Raw genomic sequence first — 22,971 nt, 5'->3', positions numbered from 1 at the left:
TCTTTAAAAAAGTAGCTAATTTTAGCTACTTTTTTTTGTGTGTTTTTTGTTTTCGCGGAATTACATGGTCAAAGTGTGAAATAAAAAAGAAAATCGTGAAATAACTGATTTTTTCGTGTAAATATCAATAAAAAGCTGAAATAATGCATATTTTCGTGGAAATACACCTCTGGAGAAAAACTGCGACTCTCTCTTCAGGCAGAATCAGAATAGCCTAGCTTTATACTTCTATAATTTAGTCTTAAAATACCTTCATTTAGGAAGAAACCATCCCTGCACTACTTTAAAAGTAGCTAAGAACTTGTCTATCTCACTCCTTTTTAAGACTGTCTTAAGAAAGTAACAAAGGCTCTTCACATCAAATTAATAAATTACTTCAATTAATAAATAACAGTGAAGATGAACCTTACAATAATTATTAGAATAATACAAAATATCATTGACTTCTATCCTTTATAGGAGTAAAGTCAAGTTTAACATTAATGTACTGAGGGGATGAAAATGAAGTTTCATACGAAGAATGTTCACTTTTCTAAAAAGAAAGAAGACACAATCCATAGTAAAGTAACCCCAATTTATCAAACATCTGCCTTTTCTTTTAAATCGTTACAAGAGTTAGAGGCTTATTACGAGGGTGAAGGAAACTATCTATATTCACGTGTAGGAAACCCCAATACAGATGAACTTGGCCGTGCTGTCGCTTCTTTAGAAGGAGCTGAAGCTGGTGTAGCTACTTCCTCCGGATTATCAGCTGTTTTAGTTAGTATACTAGCAGTAGCCAAAACAGGAGATCATGTTATTGCGAATGATGACCTATATGGAGGGACCTTTCAATTAATAGCCAAGGAACTTAAAGAAGTTGGGATAGAATCGTCCTTTGTTTCTTTTGCTAATAGAGAAACAATTGTGGAAGCTATTAAACCTAATACGAAAGTCATTTATAGTGAATCGGTTACTAACCCATTTCTTAGAGTAGAGGACTTAGAACAAATTGTCGATGTTGCAAAGGAATATAAGTTAGTTTCAATGATTGATAATACTTTTGCTACCCCTTTTTTATGTAAGCCACTTGAGACTGGAATTGATCTAGTTATCCATAGTGCTACGAAATATATTGGCGGTCATAGTGATGTAACGGCAGGAGTTGTTGTTGGAAGCCAAGATTTAATTACGAAGGTAAATCAAAAGTTAGGAAATTTAGGAGCAAATCTAAGTCCTTTTGAAAGCTGGTTGGCTTGCAGAGGACTAAAGACGTTGAGTATACGAATGGAGAAGCAATCCTCCAATGCTGCTAAGGTTGCAGAAGGCCTGGTAAAGCTTACTGGTGTAAAGAAAGTATTTTATCCATCCAATCTTTCATCAAAAGGTAACGGTGCAATGGTTACAATAGAACTTGATGAACACCAATATAATATTGAGCAGTTTATTACATCCCTCAGTTGGATTAAACTGGTTCCAACCCTTGCTGGTGTGGAAACAACCGTTTCTTACCCGATAGCAACGTCACATCGTGCTCTTGATAAGGAGACACTAGATGCACTAGGCATAACTAGAGGTTTAATTCGGATTTCAATTGGTATAGAGGATGAGCAAGATATCTTAGATACTTTCACAGAAGCGATAAGTGAATCCAAAAACTAATATTAAGTAGTTCAGTATTGGAGTACAATTTAACTGTAACCCCAATCTGAACTACTTTTTTTGATTATTCAAGTTCTGACAGTAGTCCTTAATAGGATAGATATATAAAATTGAAAAGCAAGATTTTGAATGCAAGACTGTTGAAAATTATGGTAAAACAAGTGTAAGGAGGTCTAATGAAAGCATGAGTTTATTAAATGATAGTGTAATGTGGGAAGCCGTGGAAACTTGTGATAGTAACTATGATGGCCTCTTTCTTTATGCTGTAAAAACAACAAAGATATTTTGTAGACCTTCTTGTAAATCAAGACCTCCTCTTCGAAAAAATACTATTTTCTTTTCTGTATCTGCGAAAGCTGTAAAAGAAGGATTCCGGCCTTGTAAACGATGTAGACCAGACTTAATTGATGCTCCGAATGATAGCTTGGTTGTAGTCGAGTTAGCAAAAGAACTGATTGAAGCTAGGTATTCATCTAGCTTTACTCTAGATGAACTGGCAAAAGAAGTGGGAATGAGTAAGTTTCATTTACAACGGTTATTTAAAGAGATAACAGATCTTTCACCACAAAAATATCAAACAAGGGCTAGAATGTTACGTTCTGTTCATTTAATAGAAAACACCAGCGATAGTATTACGGATATTGCACATGTAATCGGATATAAAAGCTCAGCTTATTTTTCAGAAGTTTTTTATCGTTATTATGGATGTACACCTACAGAATTTAGAAAAAGGAGAGATAATCAATAGTGAAAGCAAAAGAAATCGCAGCACTGGTAGGACTAGCTGGATTATGGGGAGCATCATTTTTATTTATTAGGATTGCTTCACCTGCAATAGGCCCGTTTCCAACCATCCAAGGACGTGTAACTATTGCATCAGCTGCTCTATTGATTTTCATTCTTATGTTTGCCAAATCAACTAGATGGGGGATGCATTGGAAACAATACATGATTATAGGTGCGTTAAATGCAGCAATTCCATTCATTTTGATTGCAACAGCATCTCTTCACTTACATGCATCAATTTTAGCAATTATTAATTCTATGACACCGTTATTTACAGCTGTTATTGCATGGAAATGGATGAAAGAAAAATTAAGTGTTAAGAAATGTTTTGGTATTTTAGTAGGCATTGTTGGTGTAATCATCTTAGTGGGTTGGAGTCCGTTATTAATTACCTCGGAAGTAATAATAGCGATCATCTTCTCCATACTTTCAACGGTTTCTTATGGATTTGCTGGTGTTTATGCTAAAAAGGCATTCAATGGGGTACCACCTTTATCAATCGCCTTTGGACAACAAATGGGAGCAACTTTACTTCTAATTCCATTCACACTACTAAACTTGCCACCCTCTTCATCAGCTTTGACAACAAAAGTAGCTTTCTCCGTCATTTGTTTAGCCCTATTATGTACTGCCATAGGGTATCTCCTGTATTTTTACTTAATTGCAAATGTAGGACCGACAAAAACATTAAGCGTGACGTTTCTGGTTCCTCTGTTTGGGATGATTTGGGGTATTGTTTTTCTTAATGAACAAATTACTTTAGGAATGATTGCCGGTCTAACTGTTATTTTAAGTAGTGTCTTCTTGATTTCGGATATTAGGTATAACCCTAAAAAGGAGAAAACAGTAGTAACACTCAGGTCATAACTGTAGTTTATATGAAATAAGTAAGGTATACGCATGCTCAATAAATGTGTGTACCTTTTCTATTTATGATTTTATAAAATCTGAATTATTTTTTTGGATATTACTATTGCTTTCTCCAAATATTGATGTTATGATATTTATTGTGACGTTTTAAGGAATGCGAGTTTCTATTGTCGCCATCGAAAGAAATGATATGCATTTAAGAAAATTTATACTTTTTATTGTCGCGGGGTGGAGCACGCACGAATAAGCTTCATCGAAAAAACTTCAGCATACCGATTGATAAATCGGGATGGTCGTCTAGAAGATATGAAATGCATTCAATAAATTTAATACTTTTTATTATCGCGGGGTGGAGCAGTCTGGTAGCTCGTCGGGCTCATAACCCGAAGGTCGTAGGTTCAAATCCTGCCCCCGCAACCAAATTTTTCTGAGATGGTCCCGTGGTGTAGCGACGAGCGAAGCTTCAAAGAAAAGACTTCGAGTTGTCCCGACGCATTAACATACTTGAATTTTCCTTTAGAGGAAGGGGACAGTTGTACCAGTTGTAATAAATTGCATAAATCATATTTCTTTTCTGAAATGGTCCCGTGGTGTAGCGGTTAACATGCCTGCCTGTCACGCAGGAGATCGCGGGTTCGATTCCCGTCGGGACCGCCATAATATATTTATTTGCTTTTTTGAATGGATAATAAGACAATAATGATATAGGGACCTTAGGATATATTCCTAAGGTTTTTTGTATGGATTCGTTTTAAGTAGAGGTAGATAGAGATGAGTATTCGGGATGAATTCGATTTTATAAAGCAAATTACACCTAAACGGACTTTACCAGAAGAGGTCATTGTGGGAATAGGTGACGACGCGGCAATTGTGAGACCGAAGGCATATACAGACATGATATCCTGTACGGATACGATGGTAGAGAATGTGCACTTTGCGAGAAAGACGATGAGCCCTTACCAAATAGGCCATAAAGCGCTTGCCGCTAATATTAGTGATGTGGCTGCAATGGGAGGAATGGCCAAGTATTACCTTGTTTCTCTTGTGGTGCCAAGCCATTGGAAGGAAGAAGAATTGGTGGATCTCTATCGCGGAATGGAAGAACTGGCCATGCAGCATCATATGGTTCTAATTGGCGGAGATACTGTTTCAACAAACGGACCTTTAATTGTAAATGTTACGGTATTGGGAGAAATCACAAAAGGAAAAAGCTTGCGGCGTTCTCATGCAAGACCAGGTGATGTTATTTTTATCACTGGCACGGTAGGAGATTCGGCGGCAGGTTTACATATTCTCTTAAACGACCAAGATAGTAACGAGTACCTCCTTAAACGACATCAATTACCGGAGCCACAAGTTTTGGCAGGCACTATTATGATTGAGTTTGAGCGAGTGGCAGTTAATGATATAAGTGATGGTGTGGCAAGTGAAGCGATTGAGATTGCAGAGGCCAGCCAGGTTAATATGATATTAGAGGAGAATCTCCTACCATTATCTTCGGAAATCCTTTCATTCGGAAGAGGCCAAGCAATAAATTGGGCTTTATACGGCGGCGAGGATTATCAACTAATAGGTTGTATTTCTGAAGAGCTTTGGCCAGAATTGAAACAACAGTTCACTGCCAATAATATAAAGGTGGAACAGGTTGGGACTGTTCAAACAGGAACGGGTCAGGTTTTTCTTAAGAAGGACCAAGATTTAATTGAATTAAAAAAACAAGGTTATAATCATTTTAAGCATGGTGATCAAAATGAAACTACAGTGGATAACTAATAGTGAACAAGAAACTAAGCAGTTAGCAGGGAGAATTGGTCAGCTTGCACAGGCCGGTGATGTCCTTCTATTAGAAGGGGATTTAGGAGCTGGTAAAACGACTTTTACAAAAGGGTTGGCTGAAGGACTAGGCATTGACAGAACTGTTAACAGCCCTACTTTTACAATTATTAAAGAATATATAGGGAGAATCCCTCTTTACCATATGGACGTATATCGAGTTCAAGATGAGTTTGAAGATTTAGGATTCGATGAGTATTTTCATGGTCCTGGAATTACTGTTGTGGAGTGGGCTCATCTTATTCAGGAGCAGCTACCAAAAGAATATGCATTAATTAAAATTACCAGAGAAGATGACCAACAACGAAAAATTGTCTATGAAGCCTTTGGTGAGAGATATGAACAATTAGGCAAGGAGTTAAACAATCATGAAGATATTAGCCATTGATACCTCTACCTATGTTATGGGTGTTGCTTTATCAGATGGAAAAACAATAGTTGGAGAGTACATAACGAATATTAAGAAGAACCATTCCATTCGGTTAATGCCGGCAATCGAACAGCTCATGAAGGATTGTGAAGTCACGCCTAGCATGCTAGATAAAATTGTGGTAGCCAAAGGTCCGGGTTCATATACTGGTGTAAGAATTGGAGTCTCTATTGCGAAAACCTTAGCTTGGAGTTTGCAGATTCCTTTACTTGGTGTGTCTAGCTTAGAACAGTTAGCGTGGAATCAAAGTCAGTTTGAAGGCCTCATATGCCCGTTAATGGACGCAAGAAGAGAGCAATTATATACAGGCTTATATAAAAAGAACGGTGAACAACTGGAGTCTGTTTTAGATGACCAGAATGTTCAGTTAAGCGATTGGTTGGAGCTATTAAAGGAACGCAAGGAACCAGTTGTTTTTTTAGGTAATGACGTTCCCATACATAAGGAAAAAATTAAAAATACACTAGGAGAACAAGCTGTTATTTCTTCTTATTTAGATTGGAATCCTAGACCATCTGTATTGGCTCAAATTGGTTTAGAACGAGAAGCAGATGACTTACACTCCTTTGTTCCAAGTTATCTTCGTTTAGCAGAAGCAGAAGCAAATTGGTTAGCCGCGAATAAATAAGAGTTTCTTGTATAGATTGGCTATTGTAAAAATCCCAAAAGCCGGATTTTTACTTCCTAATATAATGTCTTCTACTTTTCATCTTGAAAGTCGCTCTTTTCTAATAGATAAATATTTCATTTTATCGTTAATAGTAGTTCAGTTTCAGATGAATAGGTTAGAAAGCAACAATGTTTTAGAAAAGAGACATAAATAAGAGGGAGGGAGTAAAAGTGAACGATTCCATCTCTTTTCGATTGATGACTGTAGCAGATATAGATCAGATATTAATCATTGAGCATTTGTCCTTTACCGTTCCATGGAGTAGAGAAGCTTTTTACAATGAATTAACAAATAATCCATATGCAAGTTATGTCGTGATGTTAGAACAAAATAATGTTATAGGTTATTGTGGGTTATGGGTTGTTCTTGAAGAAGCCCATGTTACTAACATTGCGGTTCTACCAGAATACCGTGGTAGGAAACTAGGAGAGGCCTTATTAAATCAGGCTATGGAGCTGGTGAAAGCTTTAGGTGCTCAAAGATTATCTCTAGAGGTTAGGGTAACGAATGTGGTTGCACAATCTTTGTACAGAAAACTTGGCTTTCAGGATGGCGGAATTAGAAAAAACTATTATACCGATAATGGCGAGGATGCCTTGGTAATGTGGGTGAATATATATGAAACAGCAAATCATACTAGGAATTGAAACAAGCTGTGATGAAACAGCAGTCGCCATTGTTAGAAATGGCAATGAGATTTTATCCAATGTGGTAGCATCTCAAATTGAAAGTCATAAGCGATTTGGTGGAGTAGTCCCGGAGATTGCATCTAGACATCATGTTGAGCAGCTTACGATTGTATTAGAGGAAGCGATGCAACAGGCTGATGTTACCTTTAAAGATATTGATGCGATAGCTGTAACGGAAGGCCCAGGGCTAGTGGGAGCTTTACTAATTGGGGTAAACGCGGCGAAAGCAATTGCCTTCGCTCACTCCATTCCATTAGTGGGCGTGCATCATATTGCAGGACACATTTATGCAAATCGTTTTATTTCAGAGTTTCAATTCCCACTTCTATCTTTAGTGGTCTCAGGTGGTCATACGGAACTTGTACTGATGAAGGAGCATGGATCCTTCGAGGTCATCGGTGAGACGAGAGATGATGCAGCAGGTGAAGCTTATGATAAGGTAGCAAGAACGTTAAATCTACCATATCCAGGTGGTCCCCATATTGATCGTCTTGCTCATGAAGGACAACCTACATTAGATCTACCGCGAGCATGGCTGGAACCAGATTCTTATGACTTCAGTTTTAGTGGATTAAAATCTGCCGTTATTAACACGCTACATAATGCCAAACAGCGCGGTGTGGAAATTAAACCGGAAGATTTGGCAGCTAGTTTTCAAGAAAGTGTAGTCGAAGTTCTAGTGACTAAGACAAAAAAAGCGACTCAAGAGTTTAAAGTAAAGCAGGTTTTACTTGCAGGTGGAGTGGCTGCCAATAAGGGGCTTAGAGCCAAGCTTGAAGAAACGTTTCGTAGTGAAACGGATGTCAATCTTGTCATTCCTCCTCTCTCATTATGTACAGATAATGCAGCGATGATTGCAGCAGCAGGCAGTATTGCTTTTGCAAAAGGAAAAACTTCTGCTCTAGGATTGAACGCAAATCCTGGGTTGCCGTTGACGTCTTTTTAACTGGTCAAGCTACCCCATATGTGAATTGATACATATTAAAAGCATGTTTAGATGAACTTGTTCATCTACGCATGCTTTTTTTTAGTTATTCTTGAAACTTTTGATAAAGTTAATTGTCAGTATTAAAGAAGTAATAATTGGAAAGAGGCGATCTTCTTGGAGTGGATTAGTAGGGTGATCTTACATACAGAAAATTATTTTTTGTTAAGTAATGATAGTAGATTTCTTATTACTTGGCTTTTATTTGGAATAACCTTATTTGCCCTTTGTTTACCTTTTATTAAGAAATACGAGAGTCAAAAGGTCTCCGTATATGTTGGAATGTCCATTCGGTTTATTTTGCTCATTGGATTATCTATTGAAATGTTTCATCAAGTGAAGGTTACCGAATTAACAACCATCTATTTAGAACGGAATACTTCAGCTCGACAATTTCTATATTTTTTCTTATATGGATACGTTATTGTAGTAGGTTTTTATTATATCGTGACGATCAGCCAAAGAGTAAATAAAGGAATGTTCTACGTATTCGATTTGGCAGTGGTAACCCTACCAGTTTTACACTTATTAACAAGTCTCAACCTTAATAGTGGATTAGATCATGTAACTAGAGTCATAGGGTTTGTTTTTACGATTGTACTGATTGGTTATATTGGTGCCTTATTTATATTATTTTTTCATAACTACTGGAGACCCAACATTCAACTCCTTTTGTTGTTTTATATCTTAGTCATCATGCCATTAGTTCCATTGTTTGCACATCAAAGGCCATATGTAGGAATGCATCAAGTTATGGAACTTTCAAGCCTCGCGCTCTTTTTAGGATTATTAATGACTTACCATTTAATGAATTCATCACAAAGAGAACCTATCCAAAAAGTTAATAAAGTCATTATGTATAGTACTGTAGGGGTGTTTTTACTATTATTAAATCCTATCTATAACGTTGGGAATATTGCTATGGCCACGACTGATGCAGAAGTGAAGCTTAGATATTATGAAGATACAGATTTAGTAAACTTAGACGAAGCAAAAAAGTTAGCTGAAATCATAACGGATGAAAAAGATTTTACGTTTTTTCATCGTCCGCAGGAAGACTTTCATAATGTGTACCGGTTTAGTACAGACAAGATTTCAATTGAGATTGATGGTATTTCGGGCATGGTCAATAGTTTTACTCGAAATGAATTACCTAAAGGAGAGGAATTAAAAACACAGGAATATGTAGAAAAGTCTATTAGCCTACTCCATTCATTAGGGAGAGAGTTATTACCTGAACACCGGATTGAAATAATAACGGAAGAATTAGAAAATCAGGTAACAGTTTCAATTTTACCTAAGTTTTCGGATGGTACTTATGTAAATGCTGAATGGTACGTTGGTTCAACTTTTACGTGGGAGAAAGAGTCACTCATGTCGTTTCATGAACGGCCAGTTGGATATGCTATTGAATCTTTACGAAATATCCAAATTACAAGTGAGGACATTCAAGGAATCCTTGCAGAATGGTATGAGTCGATAGAGCTAGAAATGACACCGTACGTTACCTGGCATGTTCAATACGGATATAGTAACAGACGAATTGAAATCATGCTGGAAATGAAGAATCAGGACCGTTTAGTGATTGATGGATTTAGTGGAGAGGTAATCAGTTTTAGCAGGGACTTTAATCATGAGGACGAACTTCCTGAAATGGAAGAGAAAATTAAGATGTTAAAAGGAATAAATCTAGCTAGTTGGGAACGATTTAGATCAAGTAGTGCATGGGTGTATAGCAAAAAACATCAAACTTGGAATCAACTATCTTACGAACATGTTTTTGGTTATTACAAAGGGTATACGGGATTTACTTATTATAAGACTATAGATCAACTCTTCCATCCAAAGAGTCATACTAAAAACTCAGAAGGTCGAGAGGCTATCCAAATTTTAGAAAAACAATTATCATATAAACCATATGCAACTCGAGCTGAATTTGCTTATGTAGTGGACCGGAATGAAAAAATGAGAAAAGCATGGTTGGTTGTAGTTCAGCCATTTGGCAGCTCCGAACACCGGCTATATTTAGTGGATGTAGAAACAAAAAGGGTGGATTCGTTATATGACTAAGCAGATTGATTGTGCTCTTTATCAAGATCTATATGAGTTATATAAAGAAGGAGAAGTAGAGGAAGAAACAGTAGATTGGATGAAAATGCATGAGAAGTCTTGTATCCATTGTTTAGCGATAAAAGAAAAAGTGTTGGAGAATAAAACAGTGGATGCGGATTATCAAAAAATAAGGTCAATAAGACTCCTGACAATTGGAATGTATAGTTTCTTTATGTTTATATCCATGTGGATGTCATTATGGTACTTCCTGTAATGAGCCGTCTCGAAGAACTATATGAACTTTATTATCAAGAAATCTTCTTCTATCTCCTTCAACGTGTACAACAAAAAGAACTTGCACAAGATTTAGCGCAAGACACTTTTTTAAAGGCTTTTAATGGATTATCTACTTTTCAAGGAAGGTCATCAATCAAAACTTGGCTTTATCGAATTGCTCACCATACCTTTATTAATTGGTATCGAAAAGAATCAAAGGTTAGTTTTCAGCCTATTGATTTACATGAGTTTGAGTTAGAGCAATCTTTATATATAAATCCTGAATCACGCTTGTATGGAAAAGAAAAGCAATTATACATTCTTCAACTATTATCGGAGCTGAAGGAAGACTATCAGCATGTATTAATACTAAGAGAATTTCAAGAGCTTTCGTATGATGAAATTGGTGACATACTAGATTGGAAGATTTCAAAAGTTAAAACCAACTTACACCGAGCTAAACTGGAGCTTAAAAGGCGAGCCGAAAACAAGAAGGATGATGCAAATGAAATGCTTTTTGATTAGAGACCTATTACCTCTCTACTTAGAAGATGATTGCTCCACCTTAACAAAAAAGTGTGTGGAAGAACATCTTAAGGTATGTAGTGATTGCAAAGAAATGTTTGATATGATGGCTGACCCTATTGATATCAATGACCTAGTGCGGACTCAGAATGAGAAGATACAACCAAACAAAAGCGAGGAAGTCTGGCGTAGATATTATGGTCGTTTGATTGCAAAAGGTACCGTAGGATTTCTTATTATATATGTATTTTTCGTGTTTGTGGCTTTTCTCTTTTAAAATACGAAGGGTGGGTTTGAAATGGTTTTTTGGAATGTGGAAAAACTAGCAATTAAGCTTAAGAATGGAAAAGTGGCAGAAAAAGAAAAGTTCTTATATTTTTTTATTTTTATAATGTCTTCTTCACTTTTCACTTATTTTCCAATTGAGTATGCTTCAAATGGGTATAAATATTTGGAAATGTTCTTTTCCCTCACAATTTCAATTAGTGGGATTATAGTATGTTATCAGCTAAATCAAAAAGGAGATGGGAAATTCTTTATAGAAAGATTTATTAGTTTGGGTTTCCCAATAGGAATAAAGATAATTATATATGGTATTCTTTTATATCTTCTCTTTCTCATAATCTCCCTGTTTATAACTGGTGGAAATCTAATTGATCATTCTTTTATTGATATCTCTTTTCTTATTCTTGTTGAAATAGCATTTTATGTCATGTTATACAGATGGATGCGGTTTGTCTCTCATTAGTAGGGACCAGTCTTTTAATAAGGCTCTTTTCGTATAGATTGTTGCTTTCGTAAAAATCCCTAAAGCCGGATTTTTACGAAAGCAACAAAGTTTTAGAAAAGAGCCTTTAATAATCACCGATACAAAAAAGAGAAGCCATCAATGGCTCCTCTTTTTTGCGTTAGTCATAATGTAGCTTCCCGGAAGCATCAACGTAAACGGTTTTAATGACAGTACGCAAGAATTTCTCATTATTTTGTTGTTTTCCTTCTATTTCAACAGTCATATTATAAACGCCTTCACCCAGCTTAGGAATTTTAAAGCTGTCACCTGTTTTAGAAGCTTTTACTTTACCTTGCTTTAACTTACCATTTTTATAATATTCAATTGTCATCTCTGTTTTAACTTGTAGTTTTTGGTTCTTCTTTTTTACATTTAGTTGATCCCCTGTAATATCTACTTGAAGATCATCATTTAAACTACTATCTAATTCAACGTGAAGGAGATAGTGCTCAGTAGCATTAGTTTGAGATTCAACCGTCCATTCCCCAGCAGTTGGGTTTTGTAATGTAATAGAGTGGTGGAAGGCTCCATTAAAAAATTCTGTATCCTTTTCAACTGTAAAGGAAGAGTAATCAGTATTACTTGGAGATGTTAACAAAATTGCTGGGTCCTCATGGTCACTGATCCAATCAATTGTGACGGCATTTACACCACTTTCAACAAAGATAGATTCCTTCTTCTTACCTTTAGCTGCACCACCACGAACAAACGTAGAGACGCCTAACTCATTTTCTATGCTTTGTGCTTGCAGTGACGATGTCGCTGTTGAACTTTCATTTAAATAATTTTTAAAAATATTAAACGTAGCTGTTCCCGTTCTAATAGTTGAATGGTTCCAATCACCAACGCGAAGTTCTGTACTGTATGGTAATCTTGAGCTTTTTACGGTAACTGCCCCGTCATTAGAACCATAGCTTCTTAAGTATAATCCGCCCCAGTATAAGGAAGAACCAAAACTGCCCCATTTTGTGCCTGCTAAGGTATAAAAGTCTATTTTCGAGACATTAGCGTGATAATCTGTTTGGCTACGGAAGTTTTTCATATAGCCAGTTTGAAGAGAATACGTCGCGTCACTTTTACTCCCTAATATGCCTGCAAGCCAACCAGCAGAACTACTGTATGCCAAATCAGCTAACTCTGAACCATAGTGAGGGGAAGATAACGTAATGACACGTGCAACATATGGATAGGCACCATAATGTACGAGTGCAGATTGTGTGTCAATTCCACCTTTGCTGTGGGCAACAACAACAACCTTCTCTCCAAAGTAGTTATACATATCGCGAATTTTTTCTGAAAGTAATAAGCCATTATCCCACATATTTTTGGTCGGATATAGATCAATAAATGCCGTTTCATAGCCATTTTGGTACGCAGTATCGTACATGTTATTATCGTTCCACCAAGTGTTTGAGGAACTATTTAGTCCATGTACAAACAAGATAGGGTGTTTAGTGGGTGTGACATAGGATGGGGTTGTACCAACATACCATTGACCTGGTACACCTGAAGGATCATTACCTTTTCCAAACGATCCAGCATGAGAAAAAGAAGGGAAAATCAAGAAAGCGGTTACAAATACAAGCAGAACTCTTTTAAGCATTTATTCGCTCCTTTACGTAGTATTGATGAAAAATGTTTCATCAATATATATATTTATTGCAAATAGGAAAACGGCAGTACAATTTTTCTTACATTGAGGAGAAAAAAAGTTTTTTTTGTGGATAACTCCAGTTTTTTGGTGGTAATATGTTAAAAATAAAAGCAAAACTCTTGAGTTTTACACAGATCTATCCAAAATAACCAGAAGTTGTGGATAAACCTGTGGATATGTTAATAGTTTTAAGTGGATTTTGTGGAAAAGTACAAAAAATCCTTTAGTAGTAGGTGTTAATATTGTGTATAAGCTTGTGAATATGTGAATTGTTTTTTTAATAAGTTTCTTCTTGGTACTTTTTAGAGTTTAATTAGCTAAAAAATCCATGAAAAAACCAGTGATTGTGGATCACTGGTTAATCGGCTTGTTCAAGAAGTTGTTCCCATTCAACCATCAGTTTTTCGAGTTCCTCGTTAGCCTGCTGATTTTCATTGTTTAACTGTTGTACTACTTCATGATCCTGATAGATGTCTGGATCACACAGTTTTTCTTCATTAGAAGAGATGATTTCCTCCAAGGAAGCAATTTCCTTCTCGATCTCTTCAATTCTACGTTTTCTTTGACGCTCTATACGCTTGAGTTCTTTTTCTTCTTCAAAGCTACGCTTTTCTTCTTTGACTGTTTCTTTAGCGGGTACTGTAGAACTTTTCTCTAATTCTTCTAATTCGGCAAGCATTTCTTTTTTTTCTAAGAAGTAATCATAATCACCTAAGTACTCAGTAATAGAGGTGCTTTCTAATTCCAACACCTTTGAGGCAATTCTGTTGATAAAGTAACGATCGTGTGAAACGAAAAGAATGGTTCCTGGATAATCAATTAATGCGTTTTCTAAGATCTCTTTGCTGTCTAAGTCTAAATGGTTCGTTGGTTCATCTAGAATAAGGAAGTTAGCCTTTTGCATCATTAGTTTGGAGAGAGCTAATCTCGCTTTTTCTCCACCGCTAAGACTTGACACTTCTTTTAAGACATCATCTCCAGAGAATAAAAAGTTCCCCAATACCGTACGAATTTCTTTTTCAGGAACATGTGGATAATCGTCCCATAGTTCATTTAACACTCGTTTATTAGACTTTAAGTTAGCCTGTTCTTGGTCATAGTAACCTATAGTTACATTGGAGCCAAACTGAACAGTCCCATTGGAAGGAGAAATTTTATTTATAATACCTTTTAGTAAACTAGATTTTCCAATTCCATTTGGACCAATGAGTGCGATACTATCTTCACGATTTAAGGTAAAGCTAATATTACGGATTGTTGGCTCTTCCTTTTCATAGGAAATGGCCAAATCCTCCACTTTTAATACGATATTTCCACTTTGACGGGTGATATCAAAATGAAAGGAAGCGGATTTTTCATCACCAGCAGGCCTGTCCATTAAGGTCATTCGATCAAGCTGTTTTCTTCTGCTTTGTGCTCGTTTCGTTGTAGAGGCTCTCGCAATATTACGTTGGATAAAATCCTTAAGTTTTGCCACTTCCTCTTGCTGCTTTTCAAACTGCTTTAGTTCACGTTCATAATTCTCTGCTTTTTTTACAAGGTACTGACTATAGTTTCCATGGTACTTAAACATGGTTGTTCTAGACAATTCATAGACTTGATTGACCACCTTGTCTAAAAAGTAGCGATCATGAGAAACAATTAATATTGCCCCGGGATAAGAGGTTAAATATTGTTCAAGCCATGACAAAGTATCCATGTCCAAGTGGTTCGTTGGCTCGTCCAGAATAAGGATATTCGGCTTTGATAAGAGTAGTTTTCCGAGAGCTAATCTTGTTTTTTGGCCACCACTTAAGCTAGAAATCGGTGTAGCAGGGTCAAAGTTAGCAAATCCTAAACCATGAAGAATGGATCTTATATCGGACTCGTATTGGTAGCCGCCTTGTTGTTTAAATTGTTCCTGAAGGAGATCATATTCCTTTAACACACGGTTATAGCGGGTTTGATCCTCAAATAATGCAGGTTCCCCCATTTGCTCTTCCATTTGGCGAAGCTGTTTTTCCTGTTGTTTTAAGTGATCAAACACAGTTAATAATTCTTCATAAATAGAGAGCTTCGTTTCTAGCCCGGTATGCTGTGCTAGATAGCCTATTGTGACATCCTTTGGTTTAATGATTTCTCCACTATCCTGTGAATGAATACCAGCGATGATTTTTAAAAGTGTTGATTTACCAGCACCATTTCTACCAACAAGTGCAATTCGGTCTTTAGATTGTACTTCTAGTTTTATATTAGAAAGAATAGGCTCTGAGCCAAAATATTTTGTGATCTGATTTAATTGCAATACAATCATATTGTTCACCTCAAGTTTCCTACTAATAGTGTATATATATTTGGTAGAAGGGGCAATAGATGAGCATGCTAGAAGTAAGAAATTGTTCACAAAGGGATGCGACAAGTTTTTCAAAATAGTGTATAGTCGTAAGTAGGAATACATGTTAAGGGAGGGGTTTATATAATGGCAGAATTTACCCACTTTAATGAACAAGGTCATGCAAAAATGGTAGATATCACTTCTAAGACAGATACAGTCCGCACAGCGGTTGCAAGATCTAGTATTGAGGTATCCCGTGAGATTTATCAAAAGATTATTAGTTCGGAAATGGAAAAAGGAGACGTGCTAGCAGTAGCACAGGTAGCAGGGATTATGGCTGCTAAAAAAACTCCTGACATCATTCCGATGTGTCATCCGATTCCTATAAAGGGCGTAAATATTTCCTTTACATGGGAACAAAAGGACGATCAATTTGAATTGATCATTGAAGGTGAAGTGAAGACAAAAGGAAGTACAGGTGTTGAAATGGAAGCTTTAACGGCTGTTTCTGCATGTGCTCTGACTGTTTATGATATGTGTAAAGCGGTTGATAAAGGAATGATTATTGGGCCAACCTATTTGATTACCAAAACGGGAGGCAAAAGCGGAGATTACCAAAGAACGTAACATATACGGGTGATATCATTGAGTGAAGATCAAGCAAAAATACCACAAGCTACGGCTAAACGATTACCGTTATATTATCGGTTTTTAAAGAACTTATATTTATCGGGGAAACAAAGAGTGTCATCAGCAGAATTAAGTGAAGCGGTTAAAGTAGATTCCGCAACAATCCGTCGGGACTTCTCCTATTTTGGAGCGTTAGGAAAAAAGGGGTATGGTTATAATATTCAATATTTATTAACCTTTTTTAGAAAAACTCTAGATCAGGATGAGCTAACGAAGGTGACCTTAATAGGTGTTGGGAATTTAGGAACTGCCTTTCTAAACTATAATTTCCTTAAGAATAATAGTACGAAAATAGAAATGGCGTTTGACATCGAAACTTCTATCGTTGGTTCAGATATCGGGGGAGTACCCATCTATCATTTAGATGAGTTAGAAGAGCGGATACAGCAAGATGTCTCTGTTGCGATCTTAACGGTCCCGGCTTCTGTTGCTCAGCCTATTACAGATCGATTAGTATCTAAAGGAATTAAAGGTATACTGAATTTTACTCCAGCCCGAATTAATGTTCCGGAGCATGTGAGGATTCACCATATTGATTTATCAATTGAACTACAGTCATTAATATACTTTTTAAAAACATATCCACTTGATTAAAGGAGGTGATGGGTGTGCCAAACGTTGGAATTGGAAGCCTATTATTAATCGTATTCGTAGCTTTATTAATATTCGGACCTAAAAAGTTGCCTGAACTTGGGAAAGCAGCAGGAAATACACTACGTGAGTTTAAAAACGCTACAAAAGGTTTAGCAGATGATGAGGACGATGACAAGAAAAAAGAAGGTAACAAGTAAAGTTAGGATGAGATATGATGAATTACAATGAAATGTCCGTCTATGATCATATCGGAGAACTTAGAAAACGACTGATTATCGTAGTCGTTTTCTTCTTGTTTGCAATGGTTGGAAGTTTCTTTTTAGCGGAGCCTTTAATTGTTTATTTACAACATGCGGATGAAGCAAAAGAACTGACGATGAACGCATTTAGATTAACGGATCCAATAAAAGTGTATATGGAATTTGCTTTTATCATAGCTTTTATTATGACCTTTCCGATTTCCTTATATCAATTATGGGCTTTTATCAGCCCAGGATTATATGAAAAAGAACGAAAGGTAACGCTAAGTTATATACCGATTTCCCTCTTGCTTTTCTTAACAGGGATTTCATTCTCGTATTTTGTTCTCTTTCCATTTGTCGTAGACTTCATGACAAGACTTTCAGAACGCTTGCATATTGAGCAGGTAATTGGAATAAATGAGTACTTCGACTTCTTAATTCAACTAACGATTCCATTTGGTTTACTGTTTCAGCTTCCAGTCGTTATTATGTTCTTGACGCGGCTAGGAATTGTAACACCAGACTTTTTAACAAAGGTAAGAAAATATGCATACTTCGTATTATTAGTTATTGGGGCATTTATTACCCCGCCGGAATTAATTTCACACTTAATGGTGACGATTCCGTTATTTATTTTATATGAAATTAGTATATTAATTTCAAGAAGTGCTTATAGAAAAAGGTTAATGGCTGAATCGGAAATGAATAACGAGGAATAAAAATAAGACTCTTGTGGGAGTCTTATTTTTTTACTTGTTTTATTCGCTTATGTAAAGAGAACATTCTAATTGATACTCCAAAATCAAATGTAGCGACAAGCATAAGAATAATAGTTGGAAAACTCCAAATATCCTCTGTTTTACTTTGGATGGCAAGTACGATGAAAATGACGCCCATACCAAAGTAAAGAATACCCATTAAAAATGGTGAAGTACGCATATTGCTTAAAGCCTCCAATTAATGTAAGTGAGTCCATAGAAACTTAATCATAGCTTGTGTTGACTCAACTTGTTCTTGATATTTTTCTATTTCATCTCTGAACACAACTTGAATAAGAACAACAAGGGTGTTCATCGAGACATGAGCAATGATAGGAACAATAATTCGTTTCGTTTTTACATATAGAAAAGCAAAGGTAAAGCCCATGGCTGAATAAATTAACAAATGCTTAAAATCCATATGTACGATGGCGAAAACAACGGAACTTAGTAAAGCGGCTATAAAAAAGTTGTATCTCTTATATAATGTGCCAAATAAAATCTTTCTAAAAATAATCTCTTCTAATATGGGTCCAATAATAGAAGTGACGACAATAAATAATGGTGTGGTTAATGCAAGTTCAACAAGAAATTCTGTATTCTCCGAGCCGTATTCAATTCCAAAAATGCGGTTTTCAATGGTAGCGGCAATTCCTTGAGCAAATAACGCTAGAAATACCCCGAAAAAAGCCCATGTTATGGCAGTAGGTACCGAACTGCGCTCATCACGATGTCTTTCCATGATATCTTGACGAAGCAAGTACAAGATAAGGATTAGTGCTGCAAAAAAGCTGAAGATTAACCAGTACGCTACAGCCATTTCACGGGATTCTACTCCGAGTTTAACGAACAGTGGAACTCCTAATATAGTAGAAAATTGCATAATGATGTACGTAATGACAACATACCAGTGCCGTTTCTCCAATGTAAGATTCTCCTTTTACCTTCATTTTCCCTACCGTATTGTAACATAGAAGATTCGAATAAAATAACAATATCCCTTGGTGAGGAATGAGTCCAAAAGTAAACATTCTTCCTATTGTATGTTAAAGGTTTAAAAAATAGTAGATAAGATAAACTGAGGAGGTATGTTCTACTTACATGTAGAATAGCTTAGTAAGCGTAGCAGATGAACTTTACATAGATGAAATATGTCGGAATTTCACTAGAAAAAATTTTGAAAAAATAGTAGTGAAATACTTGCATTCAAGATAGAGTTTCATTATTATATAAATTGTGTTAGCACTCATTTGCGTTGAGTGCTAATAAGACTAAAATCTACTACTATTTTTGAGGAGGTTGTTTCACTTGTTAAAGCCATTAGGAGATCGCGTTATTATTGAGCTTGTAGAGTCTGAAGAAAAAACTGCTAGCGGTATCGTACTACCAGATTCTGCTAAGGAAAAGCCTCAAGAGGGGAAAGTTGTTGCAGTTGGAACAGGACGTGTTCTAGACAACGGTGAGCGAGTTGCTGTAGAAGTATCTGTAGGCGACCGTATCATCTTCTCAAAGTATTCAGGTACTGAAGTGAAATATGAAGGTGCTGAATATTTAGTGCTTCGTGAAAACGATATTTTAGCTGTAATCGGCTAATATCAACATACTTAGAACAATAGACAATTAATAGGTTGTCAAAGATAAAAATTACTTAAAAAGAAAATTTGAGGAGGTAACAAACATGGCTAAAGAAATTAAATTTAGTGAAGACGCACGTCGCGCGATGCTTCGCGGTGTAGATACTCTTGCAAATGCAGTAAAAGTAACACTTGGACCAAAAGGTCGTAACGTGGTTCTTGAAAAGAAGTTCGGTTCACCTCTTATTACTAATGATGGTGTAACAATCGCAAAAGAAATTGAATTAGAAGATGCATTCGAAAACATGGGTGCTAAGCTAGTTGCTGAAGTTGCTAGCAAAACAAACGACATCGCTGGTGACGGTACAACGACTGCGACTGTACTTGCACAAGCAATGATCCGTGAAGGATTAAAGAACGTAACCGCTGGAGCTAACCCAGTTGGTGTTCGTAAAGGAATTGAAAAGGCTGTTGCGACAGCTGTACAAGAACTTGCTGCAATCTCTAAGCCAATCGAAGGTAAGTCTTCAATCGCTCAAGTTGCTGCAATCTCTGCTGCTGACGAAGAAGTAGGTCAATTAATTGCTGAAGCAATGGAGCGCGTTGGTAACGACGGCGTTATCACAATTGAAGAATCTAAAGGTTTCACTACTGAACTTGAAGTAGTAGAAGGTATGCAATTTGACCGTGGATATGCTTCTCCATACATGGTAACTGATTCTGATAAGATGGAAGCGGTTCTTGACAACCCTTATATCTTAATCACTGATAAGAAAATCACAAACATTCAAGAAATTCTACCAGTATTAGAGCAAGTGGTTCAACAAGGTAAGCCACTATTACTAGTTGCTGAAGATGTTGAAGGTGAAGCTCTAGCTACTCTAGTAGTTAACAAGCTTCGTGGAACTTTCAATGCAGTAGCTGTTAAGGCTCCTGGATTCGGTGACCGTCGTAAAGCTATGTTAGAAGACATCGCTGTTCTAACTGGTGGAGAAGTAATCACTGAAGATTTAGGATTAGATCTTAAGTCTGCAAACATTACTCAATTAGGTCGTGCTACTAAGGTCGTTGTAACAAAAGAAAACACAACAATCGTAGAAGGTAACGGAAATGCTGAAAACATCGCAGCTCGCGTGAAGCAAATCCGTGCTCAATTAGAAGAAACAACTTCTGAATTCGATAAAGAAAAACTTCAAGAGCGTTTAGCTAAGCTTGCTGGTGGAGTTGCAGTTGTTAAAGTTGGTGCTGCTACTGAAACTGAGCTTAAAGAGCGTAAGCTACGTATTGAAGATGCATTAAACTCTACTCGTGCAGCAGTAGAAGAAGGTATCGTTTCTGGTGGTGGTACTGCCCTAGTGAACGTATACAACAAGGTTGCTTCTCTAGAAGCTACTGGTGACGAGCAAACTGGTATCAACATCGTGCTACGTGCATTAGAAGAGCCAGTTCGTCAAATCGCTCACAACGCTGGTCTTGAAGGATCTGTTATCGTTGAGCGCTTAAAGAAAGAAGAAATTGGTGTTGGTTACAACGCTGCTACTGGTGAGTGGGTAAACATGATCGAAACTGGTATCGTTGACCCAACAAAGGTAACTCGTTCAGCACTTCAAAACGCTGCATCTGTTTCAGCTATGTTCTTAACAACTGAAGCAGTAGTTGCTGACATTAAAGAAGATGCTCCTGCAATGCCTGACATGGGCGGCATGGGTGGAATGGGCGGCATGATGTAATCTGCCCCTTGAACCCTTGATAATTAGGGTTTATGAACAAGATACTAACATAGTATTAGAAGAGGCTTCTCATTAGTTGAGCAAAACTTTTGAGGAGCCTTTTTTATTTGGATTAGGTCTGTGAAAGCTACAGCGTTAGATAGCATGTATTGCTATGAGGAATGAGAGGTTACCGAAATATCCTGTTAAAGGATCTCTTTTTTATATAGCATTCTATCTGAATACTAAACTTAAAAAAGTAAGAAATGAAGTGAGGCTTCGTTAGAACACAATAATATAAGAGCCGTTCACCTAGTTGATAAATTCTACCCAATTTAAGTGGATTTGCATTGTATTTGTTTAATACTTCAGTTTGAGTGTATAAGTCTATTTTATTTATACTTATCTCAGGGAATTTAAAAGAAATTTAGTTACTATTTTGGAGGATACTTTAATTGGGAATAGAAATATTCATACTGTTTGTTTTAATAATACTAAATGCTTTTTTTGCTGCATCTGAAATTGCTTTAATATCACTAAATGATAACAAAGTTAAAATGATGGCAGAGAAAGGTGACAAAAAGGCAATATTACTTCACCAACTTTTATCGGAACCTAGTCGCTTTTTAGCTACTATCCAAATTGGAATCACCTTAGCTGGATTTTTAGCTAGTGCGTTTGCTGCGGAGAGTTTTGCAGGGAGATTTTCAGATTTGTTAGTGGCTCTTGGTGTACCTGGTTCACAGCATGTTCTTGAAGCGATTTCAGTTGTATTCATTACATTAGTTTTGTCTTATTTTACACTTGTACTAGGTGAGTTAGTGCCTAAAAGATTAGCACTACAAAAAGCAGAAGCCATTTCAACTTTTGCTGTTGTACCATTAACGATCCTTTTGAAGATATCATCACCTTTTGTAAAGCTATTGACTCTTTCAACTAATTTCGTCGTAAGATTATTTGGAGTAGACCCAAACGCGGATGAGGAGAATGTAACGGAAGAGGAAATTAGAATGATGGTAGATGTGGGAAAAGAAAAGGGAACGATACAAGAAACAGAAAAATTTATGATCAATAATATTTTTGAATTTAATGATAAAAGTGTATCTGACATCATGACCCATCGAACAAAGATTGTTTCCATTCCTCTTCACTTTTCCTTAAAAGAAACTCTTAACTTAGTAAATGATGAAAAGTACACAAGGTTCCCTGTATATAAGGATAGTTTAGATCATATAGTGGGTATATTACATGTAAAGGATCTTCTTCAATTTGTTGAGGACTCAGATGAAGGCAGTTTCAACCTTAAACACCTAATTAGAGAACCTTTATATGTCCCAGAAGCGAAAAGGATTGACGATTTATTTAAGGAAATGCAAAAAAACAATACTCACTTAGCCATTGCTATTGACGAATACGGTGGAACTGATGGTATTGTGACAATTGAAGATATTTTAGAAGAAATTGTTGGAAATATATTTGATGAACATGATGAACCAGGTTTTATGGAAGATGAAATAAAAGTTGTGAGTGAAAACACCTATATTATGGCAGGTACTGTAAGTCTTATGGAAGTAAACGAAGTACTAAGGGTAAACTTGCCAGTTGATCATTATGCTACATTAAGCGGCTTTTTACTAGGACAACTGGGGTATATCCCAAAAGAGAATGAAAGGCCTGTAACGAAATATAAAAATATAACCTTTGCAGTGAAGCAAATGGATCATAAAAGCATAACAAAAATTAAAGTTTCTGTAATATAAAAATAAATAGTAGGGCAAAGGGCGAATCTTCATATAGAGGATTCGCCCTTTAATTGGGGAAGCCAAGTGAAATAAAATAATAATGGTAAGAATTAATAGTACCTTCTCACTAACACTATCAGAGTCGAT

24 protein-coding genes and 2 tRNA genes are annotated in these 22,971 nt (G+C 36.5%); 22 read left to right on the top strand and 4 right to left on the bottom strand.

Annotated features, from left to right (window positions below):
- Positions 1-501 precede the first annotated feature (501 nt).
- The 15 genes from LT143_RS19630 (at position 502) to LT143_RS19560 (ending at position 11,505) form a co-directional block, all read left to right on the top strand.
- Positions 502-1,641 carry a trans-sulfuration enzyme family protein gene (locus LT143_RS19630; protein WP_336296633.1) on the top strand — a complete coding sequence of 380 codons (1,140 nt, stop codon included), beginning with the start codon at positions 502-504 and terminating at the stop codon, positions 1,639-1,641.
- 184 nt (positions 1,642-1,825) lie between these two features.
- Positions 1,826-2,389, top strand: coding sequence for a bifunctional transcriptional activator/DNA repair enzyme AdaA (locus LT143_RS19625; RefSeq protein WP_246946101.1), 564 nt, complete (start codon positions 1,826-1,828; stop codon positions 2,387-2,389).
- Positions 2,389-3,294, top strand: coding sequence for a DMT family transporter (locus tag LT143_RS19620; protein WP_246946100.1), 906 nt, complete (start codon positions 2,389-2,391; stop codon positions 3,292-3,294). Before LT143_RS19625 ends, LT143_RS19620 begins: the two co-directional genes overlap by 1 nt.
- Positions 3,295-3,640: 346 nt before the next feature.
- A tRNA-Met gene (locus LT143_RS19615) sits at positions 3,641-3,717 on the top strand.
- Positions 3,718-3,878: 161 nt separating this feature from the next.
- Positions 3,879-3,954, top strand: a tRNA-Asp gene (locus LT143_RS19610).
- Between the two features lie 114 nt (positions 3,955-4,068).
- Positions 4,069-5,070 (top strand): thiamine-phosphate kinase, encoded by a 1,002-nt coding sequence (thiL, locus tag LT143_RS19605; protein WP_246946099.1) that lies wholly within the window; start codon positions 4,069-4,071, stop codon positions 5,068-5,070.
- Complete coding sequence (tsaE, locus tag LT143_RS19600) at positions 5,048-5,518, top strand: tRNA (adenosine(37)-N6)-threonylcarbamoyltransferase complex ATPase subunit type 1 TsaE (protein WP_246946098.1); 471 nt, start codon at positions 5,048-5,050, stop codon at positions 5,516-5,518. Before thiL ends, tsaE begins: the two co-directional genes overlap by 23 nt.
- A complete protein-coding gene (gene tsaB / locus LT143_RS19595; protein ID WP_246946097.1) occupies positions 5,499-6,188 on the top strand; it encodes a tRNA (adenosine(37)-N6)-threonylcarbamoyltransferase complex dimerization subunit type 1 TsaB in 690 nt (229 codons plus the stop codon). Before tsaE ends, tsaB begins: the two co-directional genes overlap by 20 nt.
- Positions 6,189-6,400: 212 nt before the next feature.
- A complete protein-coding gene (gene rimI, locus LT143_RS19590; protein ID WP_246946096.1) occupies positions 6,401-6,877 on the top strand; it encodes a ribosomal protein S18-alanine N-acetyltransferase in 477 nt (158 codons plus the stop codon).
- Positions 6,849-7,865 (top strand): tRNA (adenosine(37)-N6)-threonylcarbamoyltransferase complex transferase subunit TsaD, encoded by a 1,017-nt coding sequence (tsaD, locus tag LT143_RS19585; protein WP_246946095.1) that lies wholly within the window; start codon positions 6,849-6,851, stop codon positions 7,863-7,865. The genes rimI and tsaD overlap by 29 nt, the downstream gene beginning before the upstream one ends.
- 156 nt (positions 7,866-8,021) lie before the next feature.
- Positions 8,022-9,974, top strand: coding sequence for a cytidylyltransferase family protein (locus LT143_RS19580; RefSeq protein ID WP_246946094.1), 1,953 nt, complete (start codon positions 8,022-8,024; stop codon positions 9,972-9,974).
- Positions 9,967-10,230 (top strand): hypothetical protein, encoded by a 264-nt coding sequence (locus tag LT143_RS19575; RefSeq protein ID WP_246946093.1) that lies wholly within the window; start codon positions 9,967-9,969, stop codon positions 10,228-10,230. Before LT143_RS19580 ends, LT143_RS19575 begins: the two co-directional genes overlap by 8 nt.
- Positions 10,215-10,757: a sigma-70 family RNA polymerase sigma factor gene (locus tag LT143_RS19570; protein WP_246946092.1), complete on the top strand. Its 543-nt coding sequence runs from the start codon at positions 10,215-10,217 to the stop codon at positions 10,755-10,757. Before LT143_RS19575 ends, LT143_RS19570 begins: the two co-directional genes overlap by 16 nt.
- Positions 10,738-11,034 carry a zf-HC2 domain-containing protein gene (locus tag LT143_RS19565; protein ID WP_246946091.1) on the top strand — a complete coding sequence of 99 codons (297 nt, stop codon included), beginning with the start codon at positions 10,738-10,740 and terminating at the stop codon, positions 11,032-11,034. Before LT143_RS19570 ends, LT143_RS19565 begins: the two co-directional genes overlap by 20 nt.
- A gap of 21 nt (positions 11,035-11,055) precedes the next feature.
- Positions 11,056-11,505, top strand: a complete 450-nt coding sequence (locus tag LT143_RS19560; protein WP_246946090.1) for a hypothetical protein — start codon at positions 11,056-11,058, stop codon at positions 11,503-11,505.
- 160 nt (positions 11,506-11,665) lie between these two features.
- Here LT143_RS19560 and LT143_RS19555 read toward each other — a convergent pair whose 3' ends face one another.
- Together LT143_RS19555 and LT143_RS19550 are read right to left on the bottom strand one after the other, a co-directional pair.
- Positions 11,666-13,150, bottom strand: coding sequence for an esterase/lipase family protein (locus LT143_RS19555; RefSeq protein WP_246946089.1), 1,485 nt, complete (start codon positions 13,148-13,150; stop codon positions 11,666-11,668).
- A 409-nt stretch (positions 13,151-13,559) separates the two neighbouring features.
- Complete coding sequence (locus LT143_RS19550) at positions 13,560-15,494, bottom strand: ABC-F family ATP-binding cassette domain-containing protein (RefSeq protein WP_246946088.1); 1,935 nt, start codon at positions 15,492-15,494, stop codon at positions 13,560-13,562.
- A 165-nt stretch (positions 15,495-15,659) separates the two neighbouring features.
- Here LT143_RS19550 and moaC point away from each other — a divergent pair, with 165 nt between their 5' ends.
- The 4 genes from moaC to tatC are packed head-to-tail and all read left to right on the top strand — an operon-like array spanning position 15,660 to position 17,760.
- A complete protein-coding gene (gene moaC / locus LT143_RS19545) occupies positions 15,660-16,142 on the top strand; it encodes a cyclic pyranopterin monophosphate synthase MoaC (RefSeq protein WP_246946087.1) in 483 nt (160 codons plus the stop codon).
- Positions 16,143-16,160: 18 nt separating this feature from the next.
- On the top strand, positions 16,161-16,799 hold the full coding sequence (locus tag LT143_RS19540; RefSeq protein ID WP_246946086.1) for a redox-sensing transcriptional repressor Rex: 639 nt from the start codon (positions 16,161-16,163) through the stop codon (positions 16,797-16,799).
- Between the two features lie 14 nt (positions 16,800-16,813).
- Entirely contained in the window at positions 16,814-16,996 is a 183-nt protein-coding gene (locus tag LT143_RS19535) for a twin-arginine translocase TatA/TatE family subunit (protein ID WP_246946085.1), read from the top strand.
- A gap of 17 nt (positions 16,997-17,013) precedes the next feature.
- Positions 17,014-17,760: a twin-arginine translocase subunit TatC gene (tatC, locus tag LT143_RS19530; RefSeq protein ID WP_246946084.1), complete on the top strand. Its 747-nt coding sequence runs from the start codon at positions 17,014-17,016 to the stop codon at positions 17,758-17,760.
- 22 nt (positions 17,761-17,782) lie between these two features.
- Here the strand turns inward: tatC and LT143_RS19525 are convergent, their stop codons facing one another.
- The gene (locus LT143_RS19525; protein WP_246946083.1) at positions 17,783-17,980 is read right to left on the bottom strand and encodes a YdiK family protein; all 198 of its coding nucleotides are present in this window, start codon (positions 17,978-17,980) and stop codon (positions 17,783-17,785) included.
- Between the two features lie 18 nt (positions 17,981-17,998).
- Positions 17,999-18,724: a CPBP family intramembrane glutamic endopeptidase gene (locus LT143_RS19520; protein WP_246946082.1), complete on the bottom strand. Its 726-nt coding sequence runs from the start codon at positions 18,722-18,724 to the stop codon at positions 17,999-18,001.
- Positions 18,725-19,107: 383 nt separating this feature from the next.
- Between LT143_RS19520 and groES the strand changes: the two genes are divergently transcribed.
- The 3 genes from groES to LT143_RS19505 all read left to right on the top strand — a co-directional run bounded on the left by groES (position 19,108) and on the right by LT143_RS19505 (position 22,842).
- Positions 19,108-19,392 (top strand): co-chaperone GroES, encoded by a 285-nt coding sequence (groES, locus tag LT143_RS19515; RefSeq protein ID WP_246946081.1) that lies wholly within the window; start codon positions 19,108-19,110, stop codon positions 19,390-19,392.
- An 85-nt stretch (positions 19,393-19,477) separates the two neighbouring features.
- A complete protein-coding gene (groL, locus tag LT143_RS19510) occupies positions 19,478-21,103 on the top strand; it encodes a chaperonin GroEL (protein ID WP_246946080.1) in 1,626 nt (541 codons plus the stop codon).
- Positions 21,104-21,537: 434 nt separating this feature from the next.
- Positions 21,538-22,842: a hemolysin family protein gene (locus LT143_RS19505; RefSeq protein WP_246946079.1), complete on the top strand. Its 1,305-nt coding sequence runs from the start codon at positions 21,538-21,540 to the stop codon at positions 22,840-22,842.
- Positions 22,843-22,971: the final 129 nt, after the last annotated feature.

Origin of the sequence: Bacillus pinisoli (assembly GCF_023036475.1) — a bacterium.
GTDB lineage: Bacteria > Bacillota > Bacilli > Bacillales > SA4 > Bacillus_BS > Bacillus_BS pinisoli.
The sequence above is the reverse complement of the archived record's forward strand: the minus strand, read 5'-3'. Positions and strand labels throughout refer to the sequence as shown.

Excerpts from the sequence above, each read along its gene's own strand:
- LT143_RS19630 (WP_336296633.1), top strand. The coding sequence starts at position 502 with ATGAAGTTTCATACGAAGAATGTTCACTTTTCTAAAAAGAAAGAAGAC.
- LT143_RS19625 (WP_246946101.1), top strand. The coding sequence starts at position 1,826 with ATGAGTTTATTAAATGATAGTGTAATGTGGGAAGCCGTGGAAACTTGT.
- thiL (WP_246946099.1), top strand. The coding sequence starts at position 4,069 with ATGAGTATTCGGGATGAATTCGATTTTATAAAGCAAATTACACCTAAA.
- tsaE (WP_246946098.1), top strand. The coding sequence starts at position 5,048 with ATGAAACTACAGTGGATAACTAATAGTGAACAAGAAACTAAGCAGTTA.
- tsaB (WP_246946097.1), top strand. The coding sequence starts at position 5,499 with ATGAAGATATTAGCCATTGATACCTCTACCTATGTTATGGGTGTTGCT.
- tsaD (WP_246946095.1), top strand. The coding sequence starts at position 6,849 with ATGAAACAGCAAATCATACTAGGAATTGAAACAAGCTGTGATGAAACA.
- LT143_RS19575 (WP_246946093.1), top strand. The coding sequence starts at position 9,967 with ATGACTAAGCAGATTGATTGTGCTCTTTATCAAGATCTATATGAGTTA.
- LT143_RS19570 (WP_246946092.1), top strand. The coding sequence starts at position 10,215 with ATGGTACTTCCTGTAATGAGCCGTCTCGAAGAACTATATGAACTTTAT.
- LT143_RS19565 (WP_246946091.1), top strand. The coding sequence starts at position 10,738 with ATGAAATGCTTTTTGATTAGAGACCTATTACCTCTCTACTTAGAAGAT.
- LT143_RS19560 (WP_246946090.1), top strand. The coding sequence starts at position 11,056 with ATGGTTTTTTGGAATGTGGAAAAACTAGCAATTAAGCTTAAGAATGGA.
- LT143_RS19555 (WP_246946089.1), bottom strand. The coding sequence starts at position 13,150 with ATGCTTAAAAGAGTTCTGCTTGTATTTGTAACCGCTTTCTTGATTTTC.
- LT143_RS19550 (WP_246946088.1), bottom strand. The coding sequence starts at position 15,494 with ATGATTGTATTGCAATTAAATCAGATCACAAAATATTTTGGCTCAGAG.
- moaC (WP_246946087.1), top strand. The coding sequence starts at position 15,660 with ATGGCAGAATTTACCCACTTTAATGAACAAGGTCATGCAAAAATGGTA.
- tatC (WP_246946084.1), top strand. The coding sequence starts at position 17,014 with ATGAATTACAATGAAATGTCCGTCTATGATCATATCGGAGAACTTAGA.
- LT143_RS19525 (WP_246946083.1), bottom strand. The coding sequence starts at position 17,980 with ATGCGTACTTCACCATTTTTAATGGGTATTCTTTACTTTGGTATGGGC.
- groL (WP_246946080.1), top strand. The coding sequence starts at position 19,478 with ATGGCTAAAGAAATTAAATTTAGTGAAGACGCACGTCGCGCGATGCTT.